Annotated in this window: 24 protein-coding genes; 12 read left to right on the plus strand and 12 right to left on the minus strand. The window is 38.9% G+C overall.

All coding sequences use genetic code 11. The annotated features are described in order from the left end of the window. Positions 1 to 134 precede the first annotated feature (134 nt). The 6 genes from acnA to B9N79_RS04945 all read left to right on the plus strand — a co-directional run bounded on the left by acnA (position 135) and on the right by B9N79_RS04945 (position 4,814). Complete coding sequence (gene acnA, locus B9N79_RS04920) at positions 135 to 2,855, plus strand: aconitate hydratase AcnA (protein ID WP_046217728.1); 2,721 nt, start codon at positions 135 to 137, stop codon at positions 2,853 to 2,855. A 147-nt stretch (positions 2,856 to 3,002) separates the two neighbouring features. Continuing rightward, entirely contained in the window at positions 3,003 to 3,563 is a 561-nt protein-coding gene (locus B9N79_RS04925) for a TlpA family protein disulfide reductase (protein ID WP_019392048.1), read from the plus strand. 83 nt (positions 3,564 to 3,646) lie between these two features. Next, a complete protein-coding gene (locus tag B9N79_RS04930; RefSeq protein ID WP_019392049.1) occupies positions 3,647 to 3,778 on the plus strand; it encodes an FbpB family small basic protein in 132 nt (43 codons plus the stop codon). Positions 3,779 to 3,835: 57 nt separating this feature from the next. Continuing rightward, the gene (locus B9N79_RS04935) at positions 3,836 to 3,979 is read left to right on the plus strand and encodes an acid-soluble spore protein N (RefSeq protein WP_040056536.1); all 144 of its coding nucleotides are present in this window, start codon (positions 3,836 to 3,838) and stop codon (positions 3,977 to 3,979) included. Between the two features lie 85 nt (positions 3,980 to 4,064). Then, entirely contained in the window at positions 4,065 to 4,298 is a 234-nt protein-coding gene (tlp, locus tag B9N79_RS04940) for a small acid-soluble spore protein Tlp (protein WP_019392051.1), read from the plus strand. A gap of 96 nt (positions 4,299 to 4,394) precedes the next feature. Further along, complete coding sequence (locus B9N79_RS04945; protein WP_019392052.1) at positions 4,395 to 4,814, plus strand: acyl-CoA thioesterase; 420 nt, start codon at positions 4,395 to 4,397, stop codon at positions 4,812 to 4,814. Positions 4,815 to 4,838: 24 nt separating this feature from the next. Here B9N79_RS04945 and B9N79_RS04950 read toward each other — a convergent pair whose 3' ends face one another. The 7 genes from B9N79_RS04950 to B9N79_RS04980 all read right to left on the minus strand — a co-directional run bounded on the left by B9N79_RS04950 (position 4,839) and on the right by B9N79_RS04980 (position 9,370). Next, positions 4,839 to 5,129, minus strand: a complete 291-nt coding sequence (locus B9N79_RS04950; RefSeq protein WP_040056535.1) for a HesB/YadR/YfhF family protein — start codon at positions 5,127 to 5,129, stop codon at positions 4,839 to 4,841. Between the two features lie 144 nt (positions 5,130 to 5,273). Beyond that, on the minus strand, positions 5,274 to 5,498 hold the full coding sequence (locus B9N79_RS04955) for an FAD-binding domain-containing protein (RefSeq protein ID WP_046217727.1): 225 nt from the start codon (positions 5,496 to 5,498) through the stop codon (positions 5,274 to 5,276). A 25-nt stretch (positions 5,499 to 5,523) separates the two neighbouring features. After that, positions 5,524 to 5,871 (minus strand): MaoC/PaaZ C-terminal domain-containing protein, encoded by a 348-nt coding sequence (locus tag B9N79_RS04960; protein WP_019392055.1) that lies wholly within the window; start codon positions 5,869 to 5,871, stop codon positions 5,524 to 5,526. Next, positions 5,868 to 6,254: an FAS1-like dehydratase domain-containing protein gene (locus B9N79_RS04965; protein ID WP_046217725.1), complete on the minus strand. Its 387-nt coding sequence runs from the start codon at positions 6,252 to 6,254 to the stop codon at positions 5,868 to 5,870. The genes B9N79_RS04960 and B9N79_RS04965 overlap by 4 nt, the downstream gene beginning before the upstream one ends. Continuing rightward, positions 6,251 to 7,342: an acetyl-CoA C-acyltransferase gene (locus B9N79_RS04970; protein WP_040056532.1), complete on the minus strand. Its 1,092-nt coding sequence runs from the start codon at positions 7,340 to 7,342 to the stop codon at positions 6,251 to 6,253. The genes B9N79_RS04965 and B9N79_RS04970 overlap by 4 nt, the downstream gene beginning before the upstream one ends. Continuing rightward, a complete protein-coding gene (locus B9N79_RS04975) occupies positions 7,339 to 8,778 on the minus strand; it encodes an AMP-binding protein (RefSeq protein WP_085117870.1) in 1,440 nt (479 codons plus the stop codon). Before B9N79_RS04975 ends, B9N79_RS04970 begins: the two co-directional genes overlap by 4 nt. Positions 8,779 to 8,806: 28 nt before the next feature. Next, on the minus strand, positions 8,807 to 9,370 hold the full coding sequence (locus B9N79_RS04980) for a biotin transporter BioY (RefSeq protein ID WP_040056530.1): 564 nt from the start codon (positions 9,368 to 9,370) through the stop codon (positions 8,807 to 8,809). Between the two features lie 174 nt (positions 9,371 to 9,544). On the opposite strand from B9N79_RS04980, the gene B9N79_RS04985 reads away from it, so the two are divergent. Both B9N79_RS04985 and B9N79_RS04990 read left to right on the plus strand, forming a co-directional pair. Next, a complete protein-coding gene (locus tag B9N79_RS04985) occupies positions 9,545 to 10,246 on the plus strand; it encodes a copper homeostasis protein CutC (RefSeq protein ID WP_040056529.1) in 702 nt (233 codons plus the stop codon). Between the two features lie 39 nt (positions 10,247 to 10,285). Further along, a complete protein-coding gene (locus B9N79_RS04990) occupies positions 10,286 to 10,603 on the plus strand; it encodes a thioredoxin family protein (RefSeq protein ID WP_040056528.1) in 318 nt (105 codons plus the stop codon). Between the two features lie 28 nt (positions 10,604 to 10,631). Here the strand turns inward: B9N79_RS04990 and B9N79_RS04995 are convergent, their stop codons facing one another. From B9N79_RS04995 to B9N79_RS05015, 5 genes are read right to left on the minus strand one after another with little or no spacing between them, the layout of a single operon-like run. Further along, the gene (locus B9N79_RS04995) at positions 10,632 to 11,438 is read right to left on the minus strand and encodes an alpha/beta hydrolase (RefSeq protein ID WP_040056527.1); all 807 of its coding nucleotides are present in this window, start codon (positions 11,436 to 11,438) and stop codon (positions 10,632 to 10,634) included. 19 nt (positions 11,439 to 11,457) lie between these two features. Continuing rightward, positions 11,458 to 12,285 carry an ABC transporter ATP-binding protein gene (locus B9N79_RS05000; protein ID WP_019392063.1) on the minus strand — a complete coding sequence of 276 codons (828 nt, stop codon included), beginning with the start codon at positions 12,283 to 12,285 and terminating at the stop codon, positions 11,458 to 11,460. Between the two features lie 10 nt (positions 12,286 to 12,295). Continuing rightward, entirely contained in the window at positions 12,296 to 13,318 is a 1,023-nt protein-coding gene (locus tag B9N79_RS05005) for a FecCD family ABC transporter permease (protein WP_019392064.1), read from the minus strand. Then, entirely contained in the window at positions 13,311 to 14,318 is a 1,008-nt protein-coding gene (locus tag B9N79_RS05010; RefSeq protein ID WP_019392065.1) for a FecCD family ABC transporter permease, read from the minus strand. The genes B9N79_RS05005 and B9N79_RS05010 overlap by 8 nt, the downstream gene beginning before the upstream one ends. Before the next feature lie 18 nt (positions 14,319 to 14,336). Next, the gene (locus tag B9N79_RS05015) at positions 14,337 to 15,293 is read right to left on the minus strand and encodes an ABC transporter substrate-binding protein (protein WP_019392066.1); all 957 of its coding nucleotides are present in this window, start codon (positions 15,291 to 15,293) and stop codon (positions 14,337 to 14,339) included. Between the two features lie 446 nt (positions 15,294 to 15,739). Between B9N79_RS05015 and B9N79_RS05020 the strand changes: the two genes are divergently transcribed. From B9N79_RS05020 to B9N79_RS05035, 4 genes are read left to right on the plus strand one after another with little or no spacing between them, the layout of a single operon-like run. Further along, on the plus strand, positions 15,740 to 16,519 hold the full coding sequence (locus B9N79_RS05020; protein WP_040056526.1) for a 2,3-dihydro-2,3-dihydroxybenzoate dehydrogenase: 780 nt from the start codon (positions 15,740 to 15,742) through the stop codon (positions 16,517 to 16,519). Positions 16,520 to 16,540: 21 nt separating this feature from the next. Beyond that, positions 16,541 to 17,716 (plus strand): isochorismate synthase DhbC, encoded by a 1,176-nt coding sequence (gene dhbC / locus B9N79_RS05025; protein WP_040056525.1) that lies wholly within the window; start codon positions 16,541 to 16,543, stop codon positions 17,714 to 17,716. Further along, positions 17,713 to 19,332 carry a (2,3-dihydroxybenzoyl)adenylate synthase gene (locus B9N79_RS05030; protein ID WP_046217723.1) on the plus strand — a complete coding sequence of 540 codons (1,620 nt, stop codon included), beginning with the start codon at positions 17,713 to 17,715 and terminating at the stop codon, positions 19,330 to 19,332. Before dhbC ends, B9N79_RS05030 begins: the two co-directional genes overlap by 4 nt. A gap of 16 nt (positions 19,333 to 19,348) precedes the next feature. Then, a complete protein-coding gene (locus tag B9N79_RS05035; RefSeq protein ID WP_046217722.1) occupies positions 19,349 to 20,230 on the plus strand; it encodes an isochorismatase in 882 nt (293 codons plus the stop codon). Positions 20,231 to 20,237: the final 7 nt, after the last annotated feature.

A 20,237-nucleotide genomic window follows, 5' to 3' on the forward strand; every position in this document is an offset into this window, starting at 1 on the left:
AATAAGTAAAACTTATAATAACTAATAACATTCTTTTTATTTACTTATGTATGAGGTTATATTAAGATAAGTTTGAGAGAAGTTTTACAAGGTGGAAAAGTCTGCTGATACATATTACTTAAGGGGGTAATCGAATGAGCAAAGATTTATTCAATGCACGTTCATCATTTACTGTAGATGGAAAAACATATCATTACTATCGTTTGCAAGCGCTTGAAGAAGCAGGAGCAGGAAAAGTTTCAAAACTTCCGTACTCTGTGAAGGTTCTTCTAGAATCCGTTCTTCGCCAAGCAGACGGACGCGTAATTACAAAAGAACACGTAGAGAATTTAGCAAAATGGGGCACATCAGATATTAAAGATATAGATGTTCCATTCAAGCCTTCTCGCGTTATTCTCCAAGACTTTACAGGTGTTCCGGCCGTTGTTGACCTTGCATCTTTACGTAAAGCAATGGCAGATATGGGCGGAGATCCTGATAAAATTAACCCTGAAATCCCAGTTGATCTTGTTGTTGACCATTCTGTTCAAGTTGATAAAGCAGGAAGCGAAGATGCACTTCGTTTTAATATGAACCTTGAGTTCGAACGTAATGCAGAGCGCTATAACTTCCTTAACTGGGCACAGAAAGCATTTAACAACTATCGTGCAGTTCCACCAGCAACAGGGATTGTTCACCAAGTAAATTTAGAATATTTAGCAAACGTTGTGCAAGCTGTTGAAAATGAGGATGGAGAAGTTGAAACATTCCCAGACACGCTTGTTGGAACAGATTCACATACAACAATGATTAACGGTATCGGTGTTCTAGGATGGGGCGTTGGTGGTATCGAAGCTGAAGCAGGTATGCTTGGTCAACCATCTTACTTCCCAGTACCAGAAGTTATCGGTGTTAAACTAACAGGAGCACTTCCAAACGGAACAACAGCAACAGACTTAGCGTTAAAAGTAACGCAAGTACTTCGTCAAAAAGGCGTTGTTGGAAAGTTTGTTGAATTCTTTGGCCCTGGTATTAAAGGTCTACCGCTTGCAGACCGCGCAACAATTGCCAATATGGCACCTGAGTATGGCGCAACATGTGGATTCTTCCCTGTTGATGAAGAGTCACTAAATTACATGCGTCTAACAGGTCGTAAAGAAGAACAAATCAAACTTGTTGAAGAGTACTGTAAGAAAAATGGCCTCTTCTATACAGAAGGTACGCCAGATCCAACGTTCACATCCGTTGTTGAGATCGACTTAAGTGAAATCGAAGCTAACTTGTCTGGACCAAAACGTCCACAAGACTTAATTCCACTTTCTCAAATGAAAGATGAATTTAATAAAGCCCTTGTTGCACCAGCTGGAAACCAAGGATTCGGCTTAGAAGCAACAGAGAAAAATAAAGAAGTAACGGTGAAATTTAATGATGGCCGTGAAACAACAATGAAAACAGGCGCAATTGCAATTGCTGCAATTACGAGCTGTACAAATACATCAAATCCATACGTACTTGTTGCAGCAGGTCTTGTTGCTAAGAAAGCCGTTGAAAAAGGTCTCATCGTTCCTGAGTATGTGAAAACATCACTAGCACCAGGATCAAAAGTTGTAACAGGTTACCTTGAAGAAGCAGGACTTCTTCCATATCTTGAGAAAATCGGTTTCAACGTTGTAGGTTATGGCTGTACAACATGTATCGGAAACTCTGGTCCACTTGAGCAAGAAATTGAAGAAGCAGTAGCTAAGAGCGATCTTCTTGTAACGTCTGTTCTTTCAGGTAACCGTAACTTTGAAGGACGTATCCACCCGCTTGTGAAAGGAAACTACTTAGCATCTCCACCGCTTGTTGTAGCATATGCACTAGCTGGAACGGTTGATGTTGATCTTCAAACAGATTCATTTGGAAAAGATAAAGATGGAAATGAAATCTACTTCAAAGATATCTGGCCATCTATGACAGAAGTTGATGAAGTTGTGAAGAATAACGTAACACCAGAATTATTCCGTAAGCAATATGAGCGTGTGTTCGATGATAATGAACGTTGGAACGATATTAAAACAAGTGAAGAACCTCTTTACACTTGGAATGATGATTCAACATACATTCAAAATCCACCGTTCTTTGAAGGGTTAACACAAGATATTGAAGAAGTAAAACCACTTGTTGGTCTTCGTGCAGTTGGTAAATTTGGAGATTCTGTAACAACAGACCACATTTCACCAGCAGGTTCAATTGCGAAAGAATCACCAGCAGGTCGCTATCTTCTAAACAACGATGTTGAAATTCGTGATTTCAACTCATATGGATCTCGTCGTGGTAACCACGAAGTGATGATGCGCGGTACATTCGCTAACATCCGTATTCGTAACCAGCTTGCTCCAGGCACTGAAGGCGGTTATACAACATACTGGCCAACAGGCGAAACAATGTCTATCTATGATGCGTGCATGCGCTATAAAGAAGACAACACACCACTTATCGTAATGGGTGGAAAAGACTATGGAATGGGAAGCTCTCGTGACTGGGCTGCTAAAGGAACAAACCTTCTTGGCATTAAAACAGTTATTGCAGAAAGCTTCGAGCGTATTCACCGTAGCAACCTTGTTCTTATGGGCGTGCTTCCTCTTCAATTTAAAGAAGGCGACAGCGCTGATAAGCTAGGTTTAACAGGAAAAGAAACGTTCAACATTGTGATTGATGAAAATGTAAAACCACGTGACTTCGTCAAAGTAACAGCAACAGATGAAACTGGTAAAGTTACAGAGTTTGAAGCACTTGTTCGCTTTGATAGTGAAGTGGAAATTGATTACTATCGTCACGGCGGTATCTTACAAATGGTACTTCGCGACAAACTTCAATCTAAATCAATGGCATAATGTTTTGAAAGAAGGATTCTTCAGAGAATCCTTCTTTTTTTATGGGCGAAAAAAGGAACAAGAGAAAGAAAAAGCGAAGTTTTATAAAAAGTATGGATTAAAAAACACATGCATATATACATATTATTGAGAAAGAAGGTGAGAGACTTGTGGAGAAAAGGATTAGCTGTTGCATTATTGCTTATTATGATTGGTTATACAGGATGGCAAATGATACAGCCAAAAGAAAATAAAGCAAACAGTTCATATGAGAATGGAAATGTTGAAAATAACCAAACCTCAATGGGAATTGAAGAAGGGAAAATGGCTCCATCTTTTACACTCTCTTCCCTAAGTGGAGAGGAGATTGCCCTAGAGCACTTGAAAGGAAAAAAAGTAATTATTAATTTCTGGGCAACATGGTGTCCACCTTGTAAAAAAGAGATGCCTGAGATGCAAAAAATAAGCGAGGCTCATGGAGAGGAAGTTGAAATCCTAGCGATCAACTCAACAGACAACGAAAAAAGTGTAAAAAGTGTAGAAGATTTTATTGAAGAAGGAGGATATACTTTTACTGTTTTACTTGATCCAGAAGGGGAAGTGAACGGAAATTTGTATAAAACTGTGGCATTCCCAACCTCTTATTTCATTGATGAAGAAGGCAAAATTGTTAAACGTATCAATGGACAGCTCACTGAAAAAGAGATGCTCAAATTTATTCAAAGTTAAAAAGTCTGAAGGTTTGTATGAGTCGCGTTTTTCTGGGGATAATGAAAATACAAAGAATCTTAGAAAATGGAAGGAAGAGAAAAATGCGAAAAGTTAGAAAACGTTCATTTACACAGCTTTTACATGAAAACAAGCAGGCGTTATTAAATGATAAGGAAGCATTGGATAAATTGGAAGAGCGTCTTGAAGCACGTATGAGTCGGGAAGAAGGATAAATACGTACATAGTTTTCCCTCGTCTTGGTTATAGTAAAAGGCGAGGGGGGAAGAACTATGAGCAATGCAAAACGCGATAGCGAACACTTTGTTCCAAACCATATTGGTACACAACCTCGTGCTGCAGGTGGAAATAAAGGGAAAAAGATGCAAGATAAATCAGGCAAACACGCCCAAGTGATGCAAACAAAAGGCGAATAACCAACATAAATGGGACATCTCCCATGCTCATCATAAAACAGTTTCTTCAACTACCATTGTTATTCATCAAAGGAGGAAATGAAAAATGGCATGGCAACAACCAAATCCAGATGATCGTAGTGATAACGTAGAAAGACTTCAAGAAGCAATTAACAACACAGTTGAAAACATGTGCAAAGCAGAAGATGCTCTTGACCATGCTTCTGAAAAGGACCGTGCTGATATTGAAGCGAAAAACCATCGTCGAGAAGAAAGCCTTACAGCGATGCGTAATGAAGTAAAAGAAGAAGCCGCTGACCGCGAAAACGGCTATTCGTAAAGGAGAAAGGCTGCGTAATGCAGCCTTTCTTTTTTTATTCAAAAAGAAACATGTGATAAAATAAAAGAGAAAACTTAGAAGATAGAAGGGAAAATTATGATTTTATCCAAAAAAGATATTGAAGTACGCTATGCTGAAACAGATCAAATGGGCATTGTATATCATGCAAACTATGTAATATGGATGGAAATTGGACGCACTGCATTGATTGAAGAGCTTGGATTTCGCTATGCAGATATGGAGAAGGATGGGATTCTTTCGCCTGTGCTAGAAATTAATGCTCAATATAAAAAGCCCGTTAAATATGGAGAAGTAGCTTCTGTACATACATGGATTGAAGAATATGATGGAGTGCGAGTAACATATGGCTATGAAATCTATAATGGTGACGGTGATCTATCTGTTATTGGCTATAGTAAACATGCGTGTGTAAAAAAAGAAAACTTTCGCCCAGTTTCAATGCGAAAGTATTTTCCAACGTGGCATGAAGCTTATTTAAAAGCAAAAAAAGCGTAGAAGAATATTCTTCTACGCTTTTTCTTATTTGTTGTAGTGAAATAGAGGTTCTTCCCCTTGTTCATCAAGTGTAACTGATACATCATGCTCATCAAAGAACCAGAGATCTTCATCTTCGATAAAGAAAGTAATTCCATTTTGTTCGTCAGAAGCGCCAATTTTAAGCGGGTCGTCTGATTTCACGCCAAGGGAAAATCCTTTTTGAACAGTGCTGCAGCCACCATAGCGTACGAAAAAGCGAACTTTACTTCCGTTATCGATATGTAAAGCTTCCTTGTACCAGTTTGCTGCCTCTTCTGAAACAGTCAATTTCATGCTAATCAACTCCCTTTCTTAGCTCTTCTCCCTTTCTTCATTATAAGAGAAATAAAAGAGAATGAAAAGGAATTGAGCATTTTTTAATAAAACGTTGTTCTAAAAGATATATATTAAATTTTCCTAGAGCCTTTATGGATTATACTATGAAGATTTTACTGCCTCGTAACGCTGGAGTGCACGTTCACGAGCTTCTTTATGGTCATCAATTGGATGAGGGTAGTCTTTTCCAAGTTCAATACAAGCTTCTTTTAAAACTTCAGAGGGTGCTTCCCAAAGCTTATGAAGGTAGCGCTTTGGAAGGTGCTCAAGTGCTGCTCCTTTCTTTCCTATGTAAGTAAAGGTACTGTGTTTAGGAAGGATAAACAACTTTCAATGTGTTTCTTTTTCAATCTTATAAAGAAGAAAATGAAATGTTTCCTTTGACAATATTTTCCCCTTCACATACTCCTTTTACATGTAACGTTTCTCCTTTTTCTTCTACAGTTAAAGAAATGGACTGTCCTATATATAAAGGAGAAAGAAAGGTCATGTTATACTGCTTGACGTATGAGCGTTTCGGGATGGAAGAAGACAGAGCAGCCATTACTTTCCCCATCGAAAGCATGCCATGCCCAATTCGGTCTTTGAACCCATACTTTTTTGCTTCTTCTTTGTTCATATGAATGGGATTATAGTCAGAAGATACCTTTGCATAATTGTTGATATCTTCTTCGCTTACAAAAATAGTATAAGTTTTCATTCTCTTTCTCCTTTGATTAGAGTTGAGGAACATGTTGCAACTTGATTTCCTTTTTCACTAAAAATGGTAAGCTTTTGTTCGTAAAAAATATAGCCGTGTCGTCTTTTCACTTCTTTAAAGGTATATTCGCACATGTAGTTTGTATCGATGTATAGGGGTTGATTATAGTCGAAAGATTGTGTTCGATGAACAACTCCATGGAATAATACTTCTTTCGGTTTAAGGAATAAAAAAGGCATAGAAGGAGGGAGGGGAATCGAGGCAAAACCATGTTGTTTGGCGTCCTCTTCAGAAAAATAGATACCTTCTTTTTCGTTAACTGAGTTAGCATACTCTTGAACATCTTGCTTTGTTATCAGAATCGAAAATTTACCATCGATCATTTTATCACCTCAAATAATATAGAGAGCCCAAGTCCTCCAGCAATTCCAGCTGAAGCTATAGCATAGCGGGCGTTTCTCTTTTGTCCTTCATAAAAAAGGCGAGTAGCAAGCATGGCACCTGATGCTCCGTACGGGTGACCAAGGGCGATTGCTCCGCCTCTTACGTTAAGACGTTCTATTGGAATGTGAAGTTCCCGAGCGCATGCCACAACTTTAGAAGAAAAAGCTTCATTAATTTCAAATAAATCAATATCATGAACAGTTAAATTTTGTTCGTCAAGCAGTTTACGTATTGCTTTAATGGGTGCTTCTCCAGGGAAGTGAGGATGCACGCCAACTGAAGCGGTACCGAGTATTTTAAGCCCTCTGTACATGTTAAGTTCTTTCGCTCGTTCCCCTTCCATCACAACGGTAACACAGCTGCCGTCACTAATGCCTGCACAGTTTGCTGCTGTAACTGTTCCATCACGTAAAAAAGAAGGAGCTGCGCGCGAAAAGAGTCGCTCACTAGGTGGTTTACGAGTTAATGTTTCATCGCAATCAATCCCAAAGAGAGGGAGGATTTCCTCTTTTAAACTCCCGTTTTGAAGAGCTTCATATGTCCGCGTATAGCTGATGCGGGCATACTCATCTTGCTTCGCACGTGTAATACCGTATTTTTGAGCCACATATTCTGCAGCAAGGCCCATATCAGGATCCCCAATTTCATCAGGAGAGAATCTCGCTCTTTGTTTGTAGGAAGAGGTGCTTGTACTTTCTGAACCTCCAGCTAAGTAGCATGTTCCACTGCCGCTTTTAATCAAAGCAGCTGAGAGGCGAATAGCCTCAAGACCACCTCCGCATTGACGATCAAGTGTTAAGCCAGGGATACTTGGGGAAAGCCCTCCTTGCAAAAGAGAAAGGCGGGCAAGGTTTCCGCCTGGACCAATTGTATGAGCTAAAATAACTTCATCAATTGTTCCAGGAATACAGCGCGATAGCTCGTAAAGGAGAGGAGCTGTTAATTCTTCTACATTTTTTGTCTTAAAGACGCCATTTTGACGCCCAATTGGCGTTCGTTTTGCTTGAACAATTAAGGCTTCCTTCATTGTATTTCCTCCGTTTCTAGGTGATTTTTTAACGCTTGCCGAGCAATCTTTCCGCTTGATGTATACGGAAGTTCCTTCACAAACCGCCATAACCTTGGTACTTTATACGAGGAAAGGTGCTTTCGTACAAAGGAAGAAAGTTCTCTTTTTGAAGCATTTCCTACAATAAAAGCAAGTGGTTTTTGTCCCCAATAAGCGTCAGTTACTCCAATGACTGCTGCTTCTTGTACATTTTCATGTTTCTTTAATATTTCTTCAATTTCTTCAGGGAAAATATTTAAGCCGCCATAAAGAATCATATTATGCTTTCGCCCGATAATGTAAAGAAAGCCTTGTTCATCAAGATAGCCCATATCATCAACGGTCATCCACTCATTAGGAGAGTCTATTCCGTCTCCCTTTAAATAGCCAAGAAAACGCAGCTCGCTTTTTACGTAAACAGTTCCAATTTCACGAGGAGGGAGAATTTCTCCTTTATCACCGACAATTTTAACAGAAACATGCTGACAAGGTGTGCCAACAGAAGAAGCATGATTTCGATTTTCATTATTCAACACAGAAACAAAGCTAAGTTCAGATGCTCCGTAAAATTCGTAATGCTTCATAAAAGGAAAAAGGGCAAGAGCTTTTTGACGCGTGGACGGTTCCCATTTTGCACCTGAAGAGAGCATTTTAAAAGAGGAATTCACTTTTTCTCCTTTAGAAAGCAGTGCCTCAATCATTGTTGGAACACTGTATACGGTTGTTATATTTTTGGATTTTAGGAGAGAGAGAACAGCAGAAGGAGAAAATCTCTCCAGAAGATGGACGGTTCCTCCGAGAAAGAGCGTGCTAATAGCTCCATACAAAAATAAAGAATGAACAAGTGGTCCTGGTACAAGCACGCATTCTTCACTATGCATATGAAAATCTGTTTTGTTGCAGTCAAAGCTTTTTACCCATGACTTCTGTGAGCGTAGAAAAGCTTTTGGTTTTCCTGTTGAACCTGATGTGAATCCCATATAGAAAGGGGAAAGTGGGTCAACAGAGAGAACAGGAGAAGGTAATGTTTTCTCTACTTCTATTTTCCAATCCTCTACTAAGGCGAATTTCTTTGTAAAAGAGAGTTTCCTAGAAAGAGAGGCGGAAGTTAGTAAAACGTGTGGAGAAGAAAGAGAAAGACGTTCTTCTAGTTCCATTGGTGATGAACGGGGATCAAGCGGAATAGCTGTCCATCCCGCTCTTGATGCCCCAGTGAATATTTGTAAAAATTCTAGACTGTTTTGGAGCAAAAAGGCCACTTTTAAAGGTTTCTTTGAATAGTTTTGAAACCATCCTGCTGTTTTTTGAATTAAATTGTTCCACTCTTTATAAGAAAGTGTTTCTTTCGCTGTAACAAGGGCAGGACGAAGCGGACTTCTGTCTGCATATTTTTCATATGTACTTGTAATATTCATGGTTATTCCACCTTTAAAAACGAGCACTCTACGATGCTTTAGATGTTGTTATTTTTAACTTTGGTCGTAATACTCGCGCTAATTTTAAAATGAAAAAGGAAGCAGCGGCTGCCTTAATAAGGTCGCCAGGTAAATAAACAACGCTAAGCTTTAGTGCATGAAGAAAAGAGATATTCATAAAAGCGGCCTGTACAGGAACACCAACTGCATAAGTAGTCAAAATACCTCCTACTATTGTAGCACTGAAAATGTTTAAAAAATTCTGTTTCTTTATTGTTTTATGTACAATAAAACCAACAACAAAGGCAGCAAGCGGGTAGCTTAATATAAATCCTCCGCTTGGACCAACAAAAACACTAAATCCGCCTCGTCCACCTGTTAAAAGCGGCATGCCTGCTGCAATTAGAAGAAGAAAAAGTCCTTGACTTAAAGCGCCAAGCCTTGCTCCAAGTAGTCCTCCAGAAAGCATAACAACAAAGTTTTGTAGCACAATAGGAACAGGTGTAAAAGATAGCATAATAGGTGGGAAAAGACCAAATACGCCCATAATGGCTGCCATCATACTCACAAAAGCAAGTTCTTTTGTTTTCATTATTCGAAAACCTCCTTAATGTATTTGTTAAGAGTTTATAAGAAAAACGGTTTTTATGTCAACTTATTTTTTATTTTGGTTTACGTAAAAAAGAAAAAGACCTAGCAAAAAGGACTCTTTTCGTTGAGAGAAAGATAGGGTAGTGTAAAAGAAATTCAGGAGGAGGTGGCTGTTGTGTTATTAGAAATTGCGGTAACAACAGTGGAAGATGCGCTTATTGCTCAAGAAAATGGTGCAGATCGAATGGTTGTCATGTCATCTGTTGGAAATGAAGGTGTAACGCCAAGCTTTGGACTTGTTGAAGAAATTAAAAAATTTTCATTTGTTCCTCTAAGCGTTCTTATTCAACCACATTGTCAAACATATGCGTATAACAAGTATGATGTAAAAACAATGTGTCGTGACATTGAAATGATGAAGGAATTAAAAGTAGAAGGAGTATCTTTTGGATGCCTAACAAAAGAAGGAGAAATTGACAAACAGATGTTAGAGCTTCTCTTATATAGAGCAAGAGGGATGCATGTTTCTTTTCACAATGCCTTTGATTTTATAAAAGATCAAGGAGAAGCTTTGGAACTTCTTGCCCAATATAAAGAAGTAAAAAGTGTATGGACATCAGGGCGTGAGCGAACAGCTTTAAATGGTCTTCCACATATTAAAAGGCTTTTAAAGAAAAGCAATCGTCCACATTTAACGGGATGCCGAGGGTTAAAACCTGAGAATTTAAAGGCTTTTTTAGATGTTACAGATGTTGAGGAAGTTCACTTGTTTTCAGGTGTTCGAGAATCTTGTCATGTGAGAAAACCAATTAGTGCAAAAAGTGTTGCAAAAGCAAAAGAAATTGTTGAATTGATAAACAAAAAACGTGAAAAATGAGTAAGGGGATTTTATAATGAGTAGTAGGAGGTGTAGAGTATGAAGAAATTAACATCAAAAGAAGAGTTTCAGCAAGCTATTGCAGGTGATGAAATAAACGTTGGGATTTTTACAACAACGTGGTGCCCAGACTGCAAGCGCCTTGATATGTTTATCGACGATATCATTAATAAACACGACGATAAAAAGTGGTTTACCGTTGATCGTGATGAGCTTGAAGAAGTGGCAGACGAAAACCAAGTAATGGGTATTCCATCACTTCTTGTATATCGAAACGGAGAAAAACTGGCGCATCTACATAGCGCTAATGCTAAAACTCCAGAATCTATCGAAGAATTTTTGGAGTCTGTAAAATAAAAAAAGAGAGGCATAATCCTCTCTTTTTTTATGTGCGAAGCGATATAAACCGCAAAGATTGACTTAATACGGCTAGAACAACAGACATATGGTTTTCTCCTTTTGCTTCGACAAAAGAAAAAGAAAAAGAGCTGCTGTTTATTGCTGAAAATCGTTTTGCAAGATCCTGTGCGTCTGTGACCATATGGCTTTTTTCTTCTGAACCAATGCTCACAAATAGCTTTTTATGTAAAGTCTCATTATGGAGGTTGTTCCTAAACTCTTCTTCTTTTGCTAAGATAGCGCGCTCGTTCCACCAAAGGGAAGGGCTGCTTGCAATATAAGCGCTAAAAAGAGAAGGTTTTGTGTAAAGCGAATAAAGAGTAAAGAGTCCACCAAGTGAATGACCGAAAAGTGCTTCGTTTTCAGTATCAATCCGATAGTTTTCTAAGATCTGAGGTTTCAGTGTTTCCTCTAGAAAAGCTAGAAAAGTATCTGCTCCTCCTGTTTCAGACCATGGTTCGCCGTTTGGTTTCTTCGGTAATTTAAGAGAAGAAGAGGGGGGAGTAAAATCATAGCATCTTCTCTCAGAAACAAAGTCTTCACGTCTAGCGTCCCCAATTCCAACTACAATCATAGGTAAAACATTTGTTTTTGCAGAACGTCTTGCTTGAAGTCTAACAGCATCCCGAAATGTTCTAAAAAAAGCATTGCCATCAAGAACATATAAAACAGGAAATCCTTGCTCTGGGGGAGCTGTATCAGGGACATAAACAGAAATTTGATATGAAACTCCTTCTTTAGAATGAAGGTTGAAAGAGTCTTCATTATGATTGACAGACTGAATAGAAATCATCTTTTTTCTCCTCTCATCATTAGTTTGTGATATATACTTTTTCAAATGATTCTTCTTGTTTTTTTCCAATGCTATCATATCCAAAGCAAACAGGTGCGCCATTATACGGATCAATCATAATGCGTGCTTCAATTTCAAAAACTTCGCGCAGCACATCTTCGGTAATAATATCTCGCGGTGCGCCTTTTTGAATGATTTCTCCGTTTTTCATCGCCACAATATAGTGAGAAAAACGAGCTGCATGGTTGATATCATGAAGAACCATCACAATTGTGCGCATTTTATCCCTATTTAGATTTTCTACAATTTCTAACACCTCAAGCTGGTGGGCCATATCGAGATATGTTGTTGGCTCATCGAGAAGAAGCACTTCTGTTTCTTGCGCAAGTGCCATTGCAAGCCATACTTTTTGGCGCTGCCCTCCTGATAGTTGTCCAATTTCACGATGTTTAAAAGAAGATGTTCTCGTTACTTCCAGGGCCCAGTTGATCATTTCTTTATCATAAGAAGATAGCTTGTTTTTATTTGTACGATGTGGATAACGTCCATATGAGACAAGTTCTTCTACTTTTAATTCACTTGGTGCAGTTGGTGTTTGAGGAAGAAGCGATAAATTTTTAGCAATTTGTTTTGTTGCCATCTTGTTTAGATTCTGGCCCTGTAAATATACGTTTCCATGTTGCTGTTTTAAAATACGCCCCATTGTCTTGAGCAACGTTGATTTTCCACAGCCGTTTGGACCAATAATTGTAGTGATTTCTCCTTTTGGGATGGTTACATTAAGATCTGTAAACACTGAGAACTTTTCATAGCTTGCCGCTAGATTTTCCGTTCGTAAAATACTCATTTTATTCCTCCTAAGCTTTTGCTTTTGAAAGTAAATAGAGAAAATAAGGAACACCAATAATCGATAACACGATACCAACCGGAAGCTCAAGTGGTTGAAAAATGGTTTTTCCAATATAATCAGAAAGTAAAACAAGCAGCATTCCAATTCCGCCACAAACAGGAATAACGCGTCTATGGTGAACACCAACAAGCCTTCTTGCAATATGTGGAGACAAAAGGCCAACAAAAGCAATGCTTCCTGAGACAGCTACACATGCACTAACAATCCCAATACTTCCTAATAGTAAAAGTACCTTCTCTTTTTCAACTGAAACACCCAAGCTTTTAATACTTGATTCTTCAAGCTGAAAGAGGTCGAGCAAATGAGCTTTTCGATATAAAAGAGGGATAAGAATGAGCAGCCAAGGCACGATAGAGAGAACATAGTGCCAGTTAGCATCGTAAATACTTCCGGAAAGCCAGACTGTTGCCATTTCAAAATCAGAGGAGTTCATTTTAAGAGAAAGATAGAGAGAAAGAGCTCCAAACCCTGAGCTAATCGCAATTCCGGTTAAAATCAGTCTTCCTGTATCAATTCGTCCGTTTTGCCATGAAAATATGAAAATTAAGAAGGCGGCTAAAAGGCCTCCACAAAGTCCAAAAATTGGCATAATCATGAGGGAAACGAAGCCGGAATTAGCTATTTGGCCTTGGAAGAAAAACATAAATAGAACAATTGCTGTTCCAGCTCCTGAATTAATTCCAAGTATCCCTGAGTCTGCTAGTCCGTTGCGCGTTACCCCTTGAATAACGGCTCCTGCAATTCCTAATCCTAAACCAACTAATCCGGCAATTAAAATACGTGGAAGTCTAAAATCAAATATAACAAGATCGTATTTAGGATCCTCATTGATGCGTAAAAGCGTCTCTACTACGTTTCGTACCGTCATTTCGAACGCCCCGCTTGTTAAGCTAAAATACCCTGTTGTTAAGATTAATAGCAACAGAATGATAATTGTAAGCGTATAGCGCTGCCATGAATCTTTAGGCATTTTTTTCGCCCCCTTTCTTTTTCACAAGATATAGAAAGAAAGGAATGCCAATAAGGGATGTAACAACTCCAATAGGTGTTTCAAAAGGATAGTTTACAAAACGACTTATCACATCACAAAGAGCAAGAAAAACAGCTCCAATAGCTCCTGCACAAGGAATGAGCCATTTATAATCAATCCCAACTAAAAATCGAGTCATGTGAGGGATAATAAGGCCAACAAAGCCAATCTTTCCAACAAGTGCAACAGTTGTACCGGTTAAAATCACAACCGCTAAAATTGCTAGGGTTTTAATCAATCCTGTACGTTCTCCTAAATTGGTAGACACTTCATCACCGAGTGAAAGAATTGTGACAGATTTAGAGATAAAAAGAGCAAGGAAAATTCCGATAATCCCAGCCGGCACAGAAAGAGTTAAAACGTCCATATCGACACTATGAAGCTTCGCATTGTACCAAAAACTTATATTTTGGGACACTTGAAAATAAGAGGCAATAGCAGAAGAGATGCCGCTTAAAAATGTTCCAATGACCGTTCCGATGATGGCAAGACGAATTGGAGACAAGCCGTTTGGAACAAGAGACCCAAAGCCAAGGACAAGTGCTGCCCCAAGAGCAGATCCTGCGATTGAGTAAAGAATCATTGTTGTTGAACTTAAGTTTGGAGAGACCACCATCAAAATCGTAATTACAAAAGCAGATCCATCTGAAACCCCCATAATAGAAGGAGAGGCAAGGTAATTTCGTGTAATTCCTTGCATAAGTGCTCCTGATATAGCTAGAAAAGCCCCGACAAGCAGGGCTGCTAGCACTCTCGGCAAACGAGAGGTGAGAATAACATTGTGATCAACATTCGATGGGTCATAATGCATGAAAGCATCCCAAACGCTAAGAATACTAATGTCTTTTGCTCCATATAAAATGGATAATAGAATCGTAGCAATTACAAGAAATGGAGTGCTACATAAAATTAGAATAGGAATAGCGCTTGTTTTTAGCATATGTGAACGCACCTTACATTATTTTGTTAAGTCTTTCTTTGCTGCTTTCAAGAATTCTTGTTTACTATAGGCTGTTCCACCTTGGAAAAGAGGATCAACAGAATTTACGAATACTTTGTCATCTTGCACTGCTTTTATGCTTTTCCAAATGGGGTTTTTCTGAAGATCTTCTAATGCTTTTGGTGTTTTAGCATTCTCGCTATCTGCAAACTGAACAAAAAGGTAATCTGGATTAATATCTGCAAGTTTTTCAAGTGAAACAAGCTCTTGTGCTTTTACAGGTTTAATTTCTTCTGGTACTTTGATGCCAAAATCATTGTATAGAGAAGAGTTAAAATATACATCTTGTGGGTAAACATACAAGTTACCACCACGTACGCGTACAAGAAGTACTTTTTTATCTTTTACAGAGCCACTAATATCTTCTTTTAACTGAGCTGCTTCTTTTTCATAGTCGCTAATAATCTGTTTCGCTTTGTCTGTTTTCCCTGCTAGTCCTCCTAAGAGAAGCAAGTTATCTTTCCAGTTTGCTGAAACGTGAGAGTATGGAATGGTTGTAGCGACTTTATTTAGCTTTTCAGTCACGTTCTCAGGAGATTTTGATGTCCATAAAATCACGTCAGGATCCACATTGAGAAGTGTTTCTTCGTCAGGCTGCATTTTTTCCCCAATGCCTGTAGCCCCATCTAAGTCTTTTGCTAAATATTCAGGTATTTTCCCACCTACTGTAATTGTTGCTGCTGGTTTAATGCCAAGCACTGCAGAATCTTCCATCGATTCTAAGCTTGCTGCTGCAATTTTATCCACGTTAGCAGGGAGAGTGTACTCTTTTCCTAAATATTTGATCGTTTGTTCCTTTGCGCTCGTCTCTTCTGCTTTTGAATCAGACTGCTGAGCTGTTTTTTCTGTGTTGCATGCAGCAAGTCCTAGCGTAAGTAAAGTAGACATTCCAATTAGAGCAATTTTCTTCTTCATGTTCCTAACCCCTTTTATATTTTTTGTATGTACAGCTAAAATAGCGTGTTCTCCTTTCTGAATTCATGATACTGATAATCATTATCATTATCAATATAGCGAGAAATCTTCTAAAATTCAAGGAAGAATTTGAAAAAAATAAAAATAATAAGCTTCTTTAGATAACGTGTTTAGGTCTTTAGACTTAGAAAATAAAGGAAAAAGAAGCGTGAAAGAAGAGAAAACTCTTTATATATAAGGGGGATTCTAAAAAAAAAAATAGCTCTAGGATTTTAAAGAAAGATAGTCGAAAAGTTGTTTTTTTTCTTTAAGAAGTTTGAGAGGGTTGACGAGAGTAGTTGAGAAGTATTATCATTTGAACTGTTCAATCGATAGTGAAAATCATTATCAATTGATTAAGCACTACTAAGATAATTTTTCAGCATAGAAGAGAAGGAAGTGAAGATATGGGTGAAGGAAAGCCTAGTGTTGCCCTTATAACAGGAGCAGCTCAAGGGATTGGGAAAGAAGTAGCAAGGAGATTTGCTCAGGAAGGGTTTTTTGTTGCTTTATTGGATCAAAATGTTCAAAATCTTCACGCTGTTGAAGAAAGTTTAAAGAGTGAACATTATCAGGCAAAGGCTTTTTCAGTAGATATTACAAAAAGCAAGGATGTTGAAGAAATAATTGATGATATTGAAAAGAATATAGGGCCTATTGAATGTTTAGCAAATGTTGCAGGCGTTCTTCGGATGGGAAAAACAGTTGAACTTAGCGATGAAGATTGGGCGGCAACTTTTGCAGTCAATACAACAGGAGTATTTGTTATGTCTCGAACAGTGAGCCGCTATATGATCAATAGAAGACGTGGCTCTATCGTAACAGTTAGTTCAAATGCAGGCCATATGCCAAGAATAGATATGGCTGCTTATGCTTCATCAAAGGCAGCTGCAACGATGTTCACGAAATGTCTAGGATTAGAGCTTGCTCAGTTTGGAATTCGTTGTAACGTTGTAGCTCCAGGATCAACGAACACAGACATGCTGAAATTGCTATGGGAAGACGAAAAAGGAGAAGAAAACCTTATCAAAGGTTCCCTTGATACGTATAAAACGGGTATACCTCTTCACAAAATAGCAACTCCATCAGATATTGCAGAAGCCGTTTTATTTCTATCGTCTGACAAAGCAGGTCATATTACGATGAATAGTTTGTGCGTCGATGGGGGCGCAACCCTAGGTGTATAACCTTAAAAGGAGGAACAAAAGATGAAGCAAAGCGTAATGGAGGAAGCTACAAAACCATTGCTTGAACAGTATGAGAAAGGAGACTTTTTCTTTTCTTCACCAACAAAAACGTTACTTGGAAAAGGAAAAGTAAAAGAAGTCCCTTTTACAGAAAGAAACGAAATACCAAGCACAGTAAAAGAATTATTACATAATGCAAAACAACAAGGATATGAGAGGCCAATTGCTGTTGGAGCCATTCCATTTTTGCCGTCTCAATCGTCTAAACTTATCATTCCTGAACATGTTCATATTGAAGAAACAGAAAAAGTGAAAGAACACGATTTTTCTAACGAGGACATTCAATATGAAGTACGCTCTTTTCCAAGCGGAGAAGAATACGAAGAAGGAGTGAAAGCTGGATTACAAAGTATCCGAGAGGGAGAAATCAACAAGATTGTTCTAGCTCGCTCCTTGTTAGTATCCGCTTCAAAAGCAATTAACGTACCAGAGCTTTTATATAAGCTCGCTTCAAAAAATCAGCATGGTTATACATTTGCCGCTAACGTTAGTGATGAGGTAGATAACAAAACGCTTGTAGGAGCAAGTCCCGAGCTTTTAATTGCCAAACGTGGCAACCAAATTGTTTCAAATCCTCTAGCAGGCTCAAGACCGCGAAGCAAAGATCCGATTGAAGATAAACGAAGAAGTGAAGAGCTTCTTTCTTCTGAAAAAGACTTATATGAACATGCGTTTGTTGTTCAAGAAATTACTCGGGCACTTAAGCCATATTGTAAAAATCTACATGTACCAGAAAAACCAGAACTGCTTCATACCGAAACAATGTGGCATTTATCAACAGTGATAACAGGAGAAGTAGCAGATGACAGCATTTCTTCGCTTGATCTTGCTCATGTGCTTCATCCAACACCTGCTGTATGCGGGACACCGACTGAACAAGCTCGTCAGAAGATTCAGGATATTGAGCCGTTTGACCGTAGCTTTTTCACTGGCACTGTAGGATGGTGCGATGAAAATGGAGATGGAGAGTGGATTGTAACGATTCGTTGTGCTGAAGTATTAGAAGAATCTCTTCGTCTTTTCGCTGGTGCTGGAATTGTTGAAGGTTCCATTCCAAGCGAGGAGCGAGCTGAAACAGCGGCAAAGTTTAAAACAATGCTGCGAGCAATGGGAATTAATGAGGAGGAAAAAGAATGACGTCAGGATTTCCAACGTGGCCGGAAGAGCTTTTTCATTTTTATGAAAAAGAATGTTGGACAAACGAAACGTTTGGCAGCATGTTGAAAGACCGCGCTAAAACATATGGAGAAAAAATCGCTATAAAAAGTAATACAAAAGAGTTGAGCTATAGGGAATTAGATCAAAAAGCAGATGAGCTTGCCGCTGGATTTCAAAAGCTTGGATTGAAAAAAGGCGATAAAGTCGTCTTGCAGCTTCCAAATGAAGCAGAGTTCTTTGAAGTATGCTTTGCTTTATTCCGGTTAGGTGTTCTTCCTGTTTTTGCTTTGCCGTCACACCGCTATAGTGAGATTCAATATTTTTGTGAGTTTGCAGAAGCTGCTGCTTACATTATTTACGATAAGCACGGTGGATATGATTACCGGAAGCTTGCACGTGAAGTCCAAAAAGAGACTCCTTCTTTAAAACATGTCATTGTAGTAGGAGAGGCGGAAGAGTTCCTCTCACTTAGCGATATGTATGAAAAAGGGGCTTCTTTCACAGAGGATGTTGAACCAAATGACTTTGCTTTTCTCCAGCTATCAGGAGGAAGCACAGGACGCTCAAAACTGATTCCGAGAATGCATAATGACTATATTTATAGTTTAGTAAAAAGCAATGAAATTTGCGGAATGAATGAAGATAGCGTATATCTTACCGTTCTTCCTGTTGCGCATAATTACCCCTTAAGCTCACCAGGTGTACTTGGAACGCTATATGGTGGAGGGAAAGTTGTTCTTGCGAGAGATCCTAGCCCTGATGAAGCCTTTGCACTTATTGAAAAGGAAAACGTCACAATTACAGGTGTTGTTCCTCCTGTTGTGCTTATTTGGCTAGAAGCAAGAAAAACGAGAAATGAAGATTTATCAAGTTTACAAGTGATACAGGTTGGCGGTGCTAAGCTAAGCGCTGAGGCGGCGAAACGAATTTCTCCTGCATTTGGATGCACGCTTCAACAAGTGTATGGAATGGCGGAAGGTCTTGTAAACTATACGCGTCTTCATGATTCAGACGAGCGAGTTATTTTCACCCAGGGAAAGCCGATGTCAGAGTACGATGAAATTCGTATTGTGGATGAAAATGACCAAATCGTTGGAATCTCTGAAGTTGGTGAACTATTAACTCGTGGTCCTTATACAATTCAAGGTTACTATAAAGGCGGTTCTCATAACGAACGAGCATTTACAAAAGACGGATTTTACCGTACAGGTGACCTTGTCAAAGTAGATGAAGAGGGTTACATCACAGTAGAAGGACGTCATAAAGATCAAATTAATCGCGGCGGAGAGAAAATTGCAGCTGAAGAAGTAGAAAACCATCTGCTTGCACATGAGGATGTCTATGATGCGGCGATCGTTTCTATGCCAGATCCGTTTTTAGGAGAGCGTTCATGCGCTTATATTATCCCGTATCGCGAGGGAGTGAAAGCAGCAAGTCTTAAAAAGTTTCTAAAAGAGATCGGACTTGCGGCATTTAAAATTCCAGACCGAATTGAATTTGTTCAAAAATTCCCGCAAACCCCGCTTGGAAAAGTGGATAAAAAGAGTTTACGACAAATGATTGAAGAAAAGCTTAACCAACAAACTTTAGTATAAAAAAGGAGTGATTTTGATGGGTCTTCCATCTATTACATCATACAATATGCCAACTGAAAAAGATTTTCCAAAAAACAGAGTAAACTGGACGCCTGACGCAAGCCGTGCCGTCCTACTTGTACATGATATGCAGGAATATTTCCTAAATTCCTTTGATCGAGAACAGTCGCCAGTTCCCGAGCTTGTAGAGCACATTGCTTTATTGAAAAAAACGTGCGATAACCTCGGAATACCTGTTGTTTATACAGCCCAGCCTGGAAACCAAGATCCGCGTGATCGTGCGCTGTTACAAGACTTTTGGGGAGAAGGATTGAAAGATGATCCAGAGCAAACGTCAATTTTAAAAGAGCTGTCACCTTCAGAAAAGGATGTTGTGCTAACGAAGTGGAGATATAGTGCTTTTAAACGCACGGACTTGTTAGAGAGAATGAAAAAAGAGGGACGCGATCAGCTTATCATTTGCGGTGTTTATGCACATATTGGCTGCTTGATAACGGCAGGGGAAGCATTTATGGAAGATATCCAAGCCTTTTTTGTTGGCGATGCACTTGGAGACTTTTCTTTAGAGAACCACAATATGGCGCTGAAGTATGCTTCAGAACGATGCGCTTTTACATTATCGACAAACAATTTAATTCATCAGTTAGAAAGCAAAAAAGGAATAGACGTAAAAGGAAAGGTAGCTTCTCTTCTTGAAATTTCACAATCAGAAATCGATGACAATGACGATTTAACAGATCTAGGATTAGATTCTATTCGGATTATGAGTCTTGTAGAAGAATGGAGAGATTATAACGAAGAGATTACCTTTATGACGCTTGCAGAGCAACCAACGATAGCCACATGGACGAAACTGCTTTCCCAAGGCAAAGAAAAAACGTTTGCAAAAGTAGAATGAGTAGGGA

This window comes from Priestia filamentosa (genome assembly GCF_900177535.1).
Classification (GTDB): Bacteria; Bacillota; Bacilli; order Bacillales; family Bacillaceae_H; genus Bacillus_I; species Bacillus_I filamentosa.

What these genes read in the sequence shown, in the direction of transcription:
- dhbC (WP_040056525.1), top strand. Translation starts at nt 16,541, where the DNA reads ATGAAGCAAAGCGTAATGGAGGAAGCTACAAAACCATTGCTTGAACAG.
- B9N79_RS05015 (WP_019392066.1), bottom strand. Translation starts at nt 15,293, where the DNA reads ATGAAGAAGAAAATTGCTCTAATTGGAATGTCTACTTTACTTACGCTA.
- B9N79_RS05005 (WP_019392064.1), bottom strand. Translation starts at nt 13,318, where the DNA reads ATGCCTAAAGATTCATGGCAGCGCTATACGCTTACAATTATCATTCTG.
- B9N79_RS04975 (WP_085117870.1), bottom strand. Translation starts at nt 8,778, where the DNA reads ATGAATATTACAAGTACATATGAAAAATATGCAGACAGAAGTCCGCTT.
- B9N79_RS05020 (WP_040056526.1), top strand. Translation starts at nt 15,740, where the DNA reads ATGGGTGAAGGAAAGCCTAGTGTTGCCCTTATAACAGGAGCAGCTCAA.
- B9N79_RS04960 (WP_019392055.1), bottom strand. Translation starts at nt 5,871, where the DNA reads ATGAAAACTTATACTATTTTTGTAAGCGAAGAAGATATCAACAATTAT.
- B9N79_RS05000 (WP_019392063.1), bottom strand. Translation starts at nt 12,285, where the DNA reads ATGAGTATTTTACGAACGGAAAATCTAGCGGCAAGCTATGAAAAGTTC.
- tlp (WP_019392051.1), top strand. Translation starts at nt 4,065, where the DNA reads ATGGCATGGCAACAACCAAATCCAGATGATCGTAGTGATAACGTAGAA.
- acnA (WP_046217728.1), top strand. Translation starts at nt 135, where the DNA reads ATGAGCAAAGATTTATTCAATGCACGTTCATCATTTACTGTAGATGGA.
- B9N79_RS04935 (WP_040056536.1), top strand. Translation starts at nt 3,836, where the DNA reads ATGAGCAATGCAAAACGCGATAGCGAACACTTTGTTCCAAACCATATT.
- B9N79_RS04980 (WP_040056530.1), bottom strand. Translation starts at nt 9,370, where the DNA reads ATGAAAACAAAAGAACTTGCTTTTGTGAGTATGATGGCAGCCATTATG.
- B9N79_RS05035 (WP_046217722.1), top strand. Translation starts at nt 19,349, where the DNA reads ATGGGTCTTCCATCTATTACATCATACAATATGCCAACTGAAAAAGAT.
- B9N79_RS04930 (WP_019392049.1), top strand. Translation starts at nt 3,647, where the DNA reads ATGCGAAAAGTTAGAAAACGTTCATTTACACAGCTTTTACATGAAAAC.
- B9N79_RS04995 (WP_040056527.1), bottom strand. Translation starts at nt 11,438, where the DNA reads ATGATTTCTATTCAGTCTGTCAATCATAATGAAGACTCTTTCAACCTT.
- B9N79_RS05010 (WP_019392065.1), bottom strand. Translation starts at nt 14,318, where the DNA reads ATGCTAAAAACAAGCGCTATTCCTATTCTAATTTTATGTAGCACTCCA.
- B9N79_RS04990 (WP_040056528.1), top strand. Translation starts at nt 10,286, where the DNA reads ATGAAGAAATTAACATCAAAAGAAGAGTTTCAGCAAGCTATTGCAGGT.
- B9N79_RS04965 (WP_046217725.1), bottom strand. Translation starts at nt 6,254, where the DNA reads ATGATCGATGGTAAATTTTCGATTCTGATAACAAAGCAAGATGTTCAA.
- B9N79_RS04970 (WP_040056532.1), bottom strand. Translation starts at nt 7,342, where the DNA reads ATGAAGGAAGCCTTAATTGTTCAAGCAAAACGAACGCCAATTGGGCGT.
- B9N79_RS04950 (WP_040056535.1), bottom strand. Translation starts at nt 5,129, where the DNA reads ATGAAATTGACTGTTTCAGAAGAGGCAGCAAACTGGTACAAGGAAGCT.
- B9N79_RS04945 (WP_019392052.1), top strand. Translation starts at nt 4,395, where the DNA reads ATGATTTTATCCAAAAAAGATATTGAAGTACGCTATGCTGAAACAGAT.
- B9N79_RS05030 (WP_046217723.1), top strand. Translation starts at nt 17,713, where the DNA reads ATGACGTCAGGATTTCCAACGTGGCCGGAAGAGCTTTTTCATTTTTAT.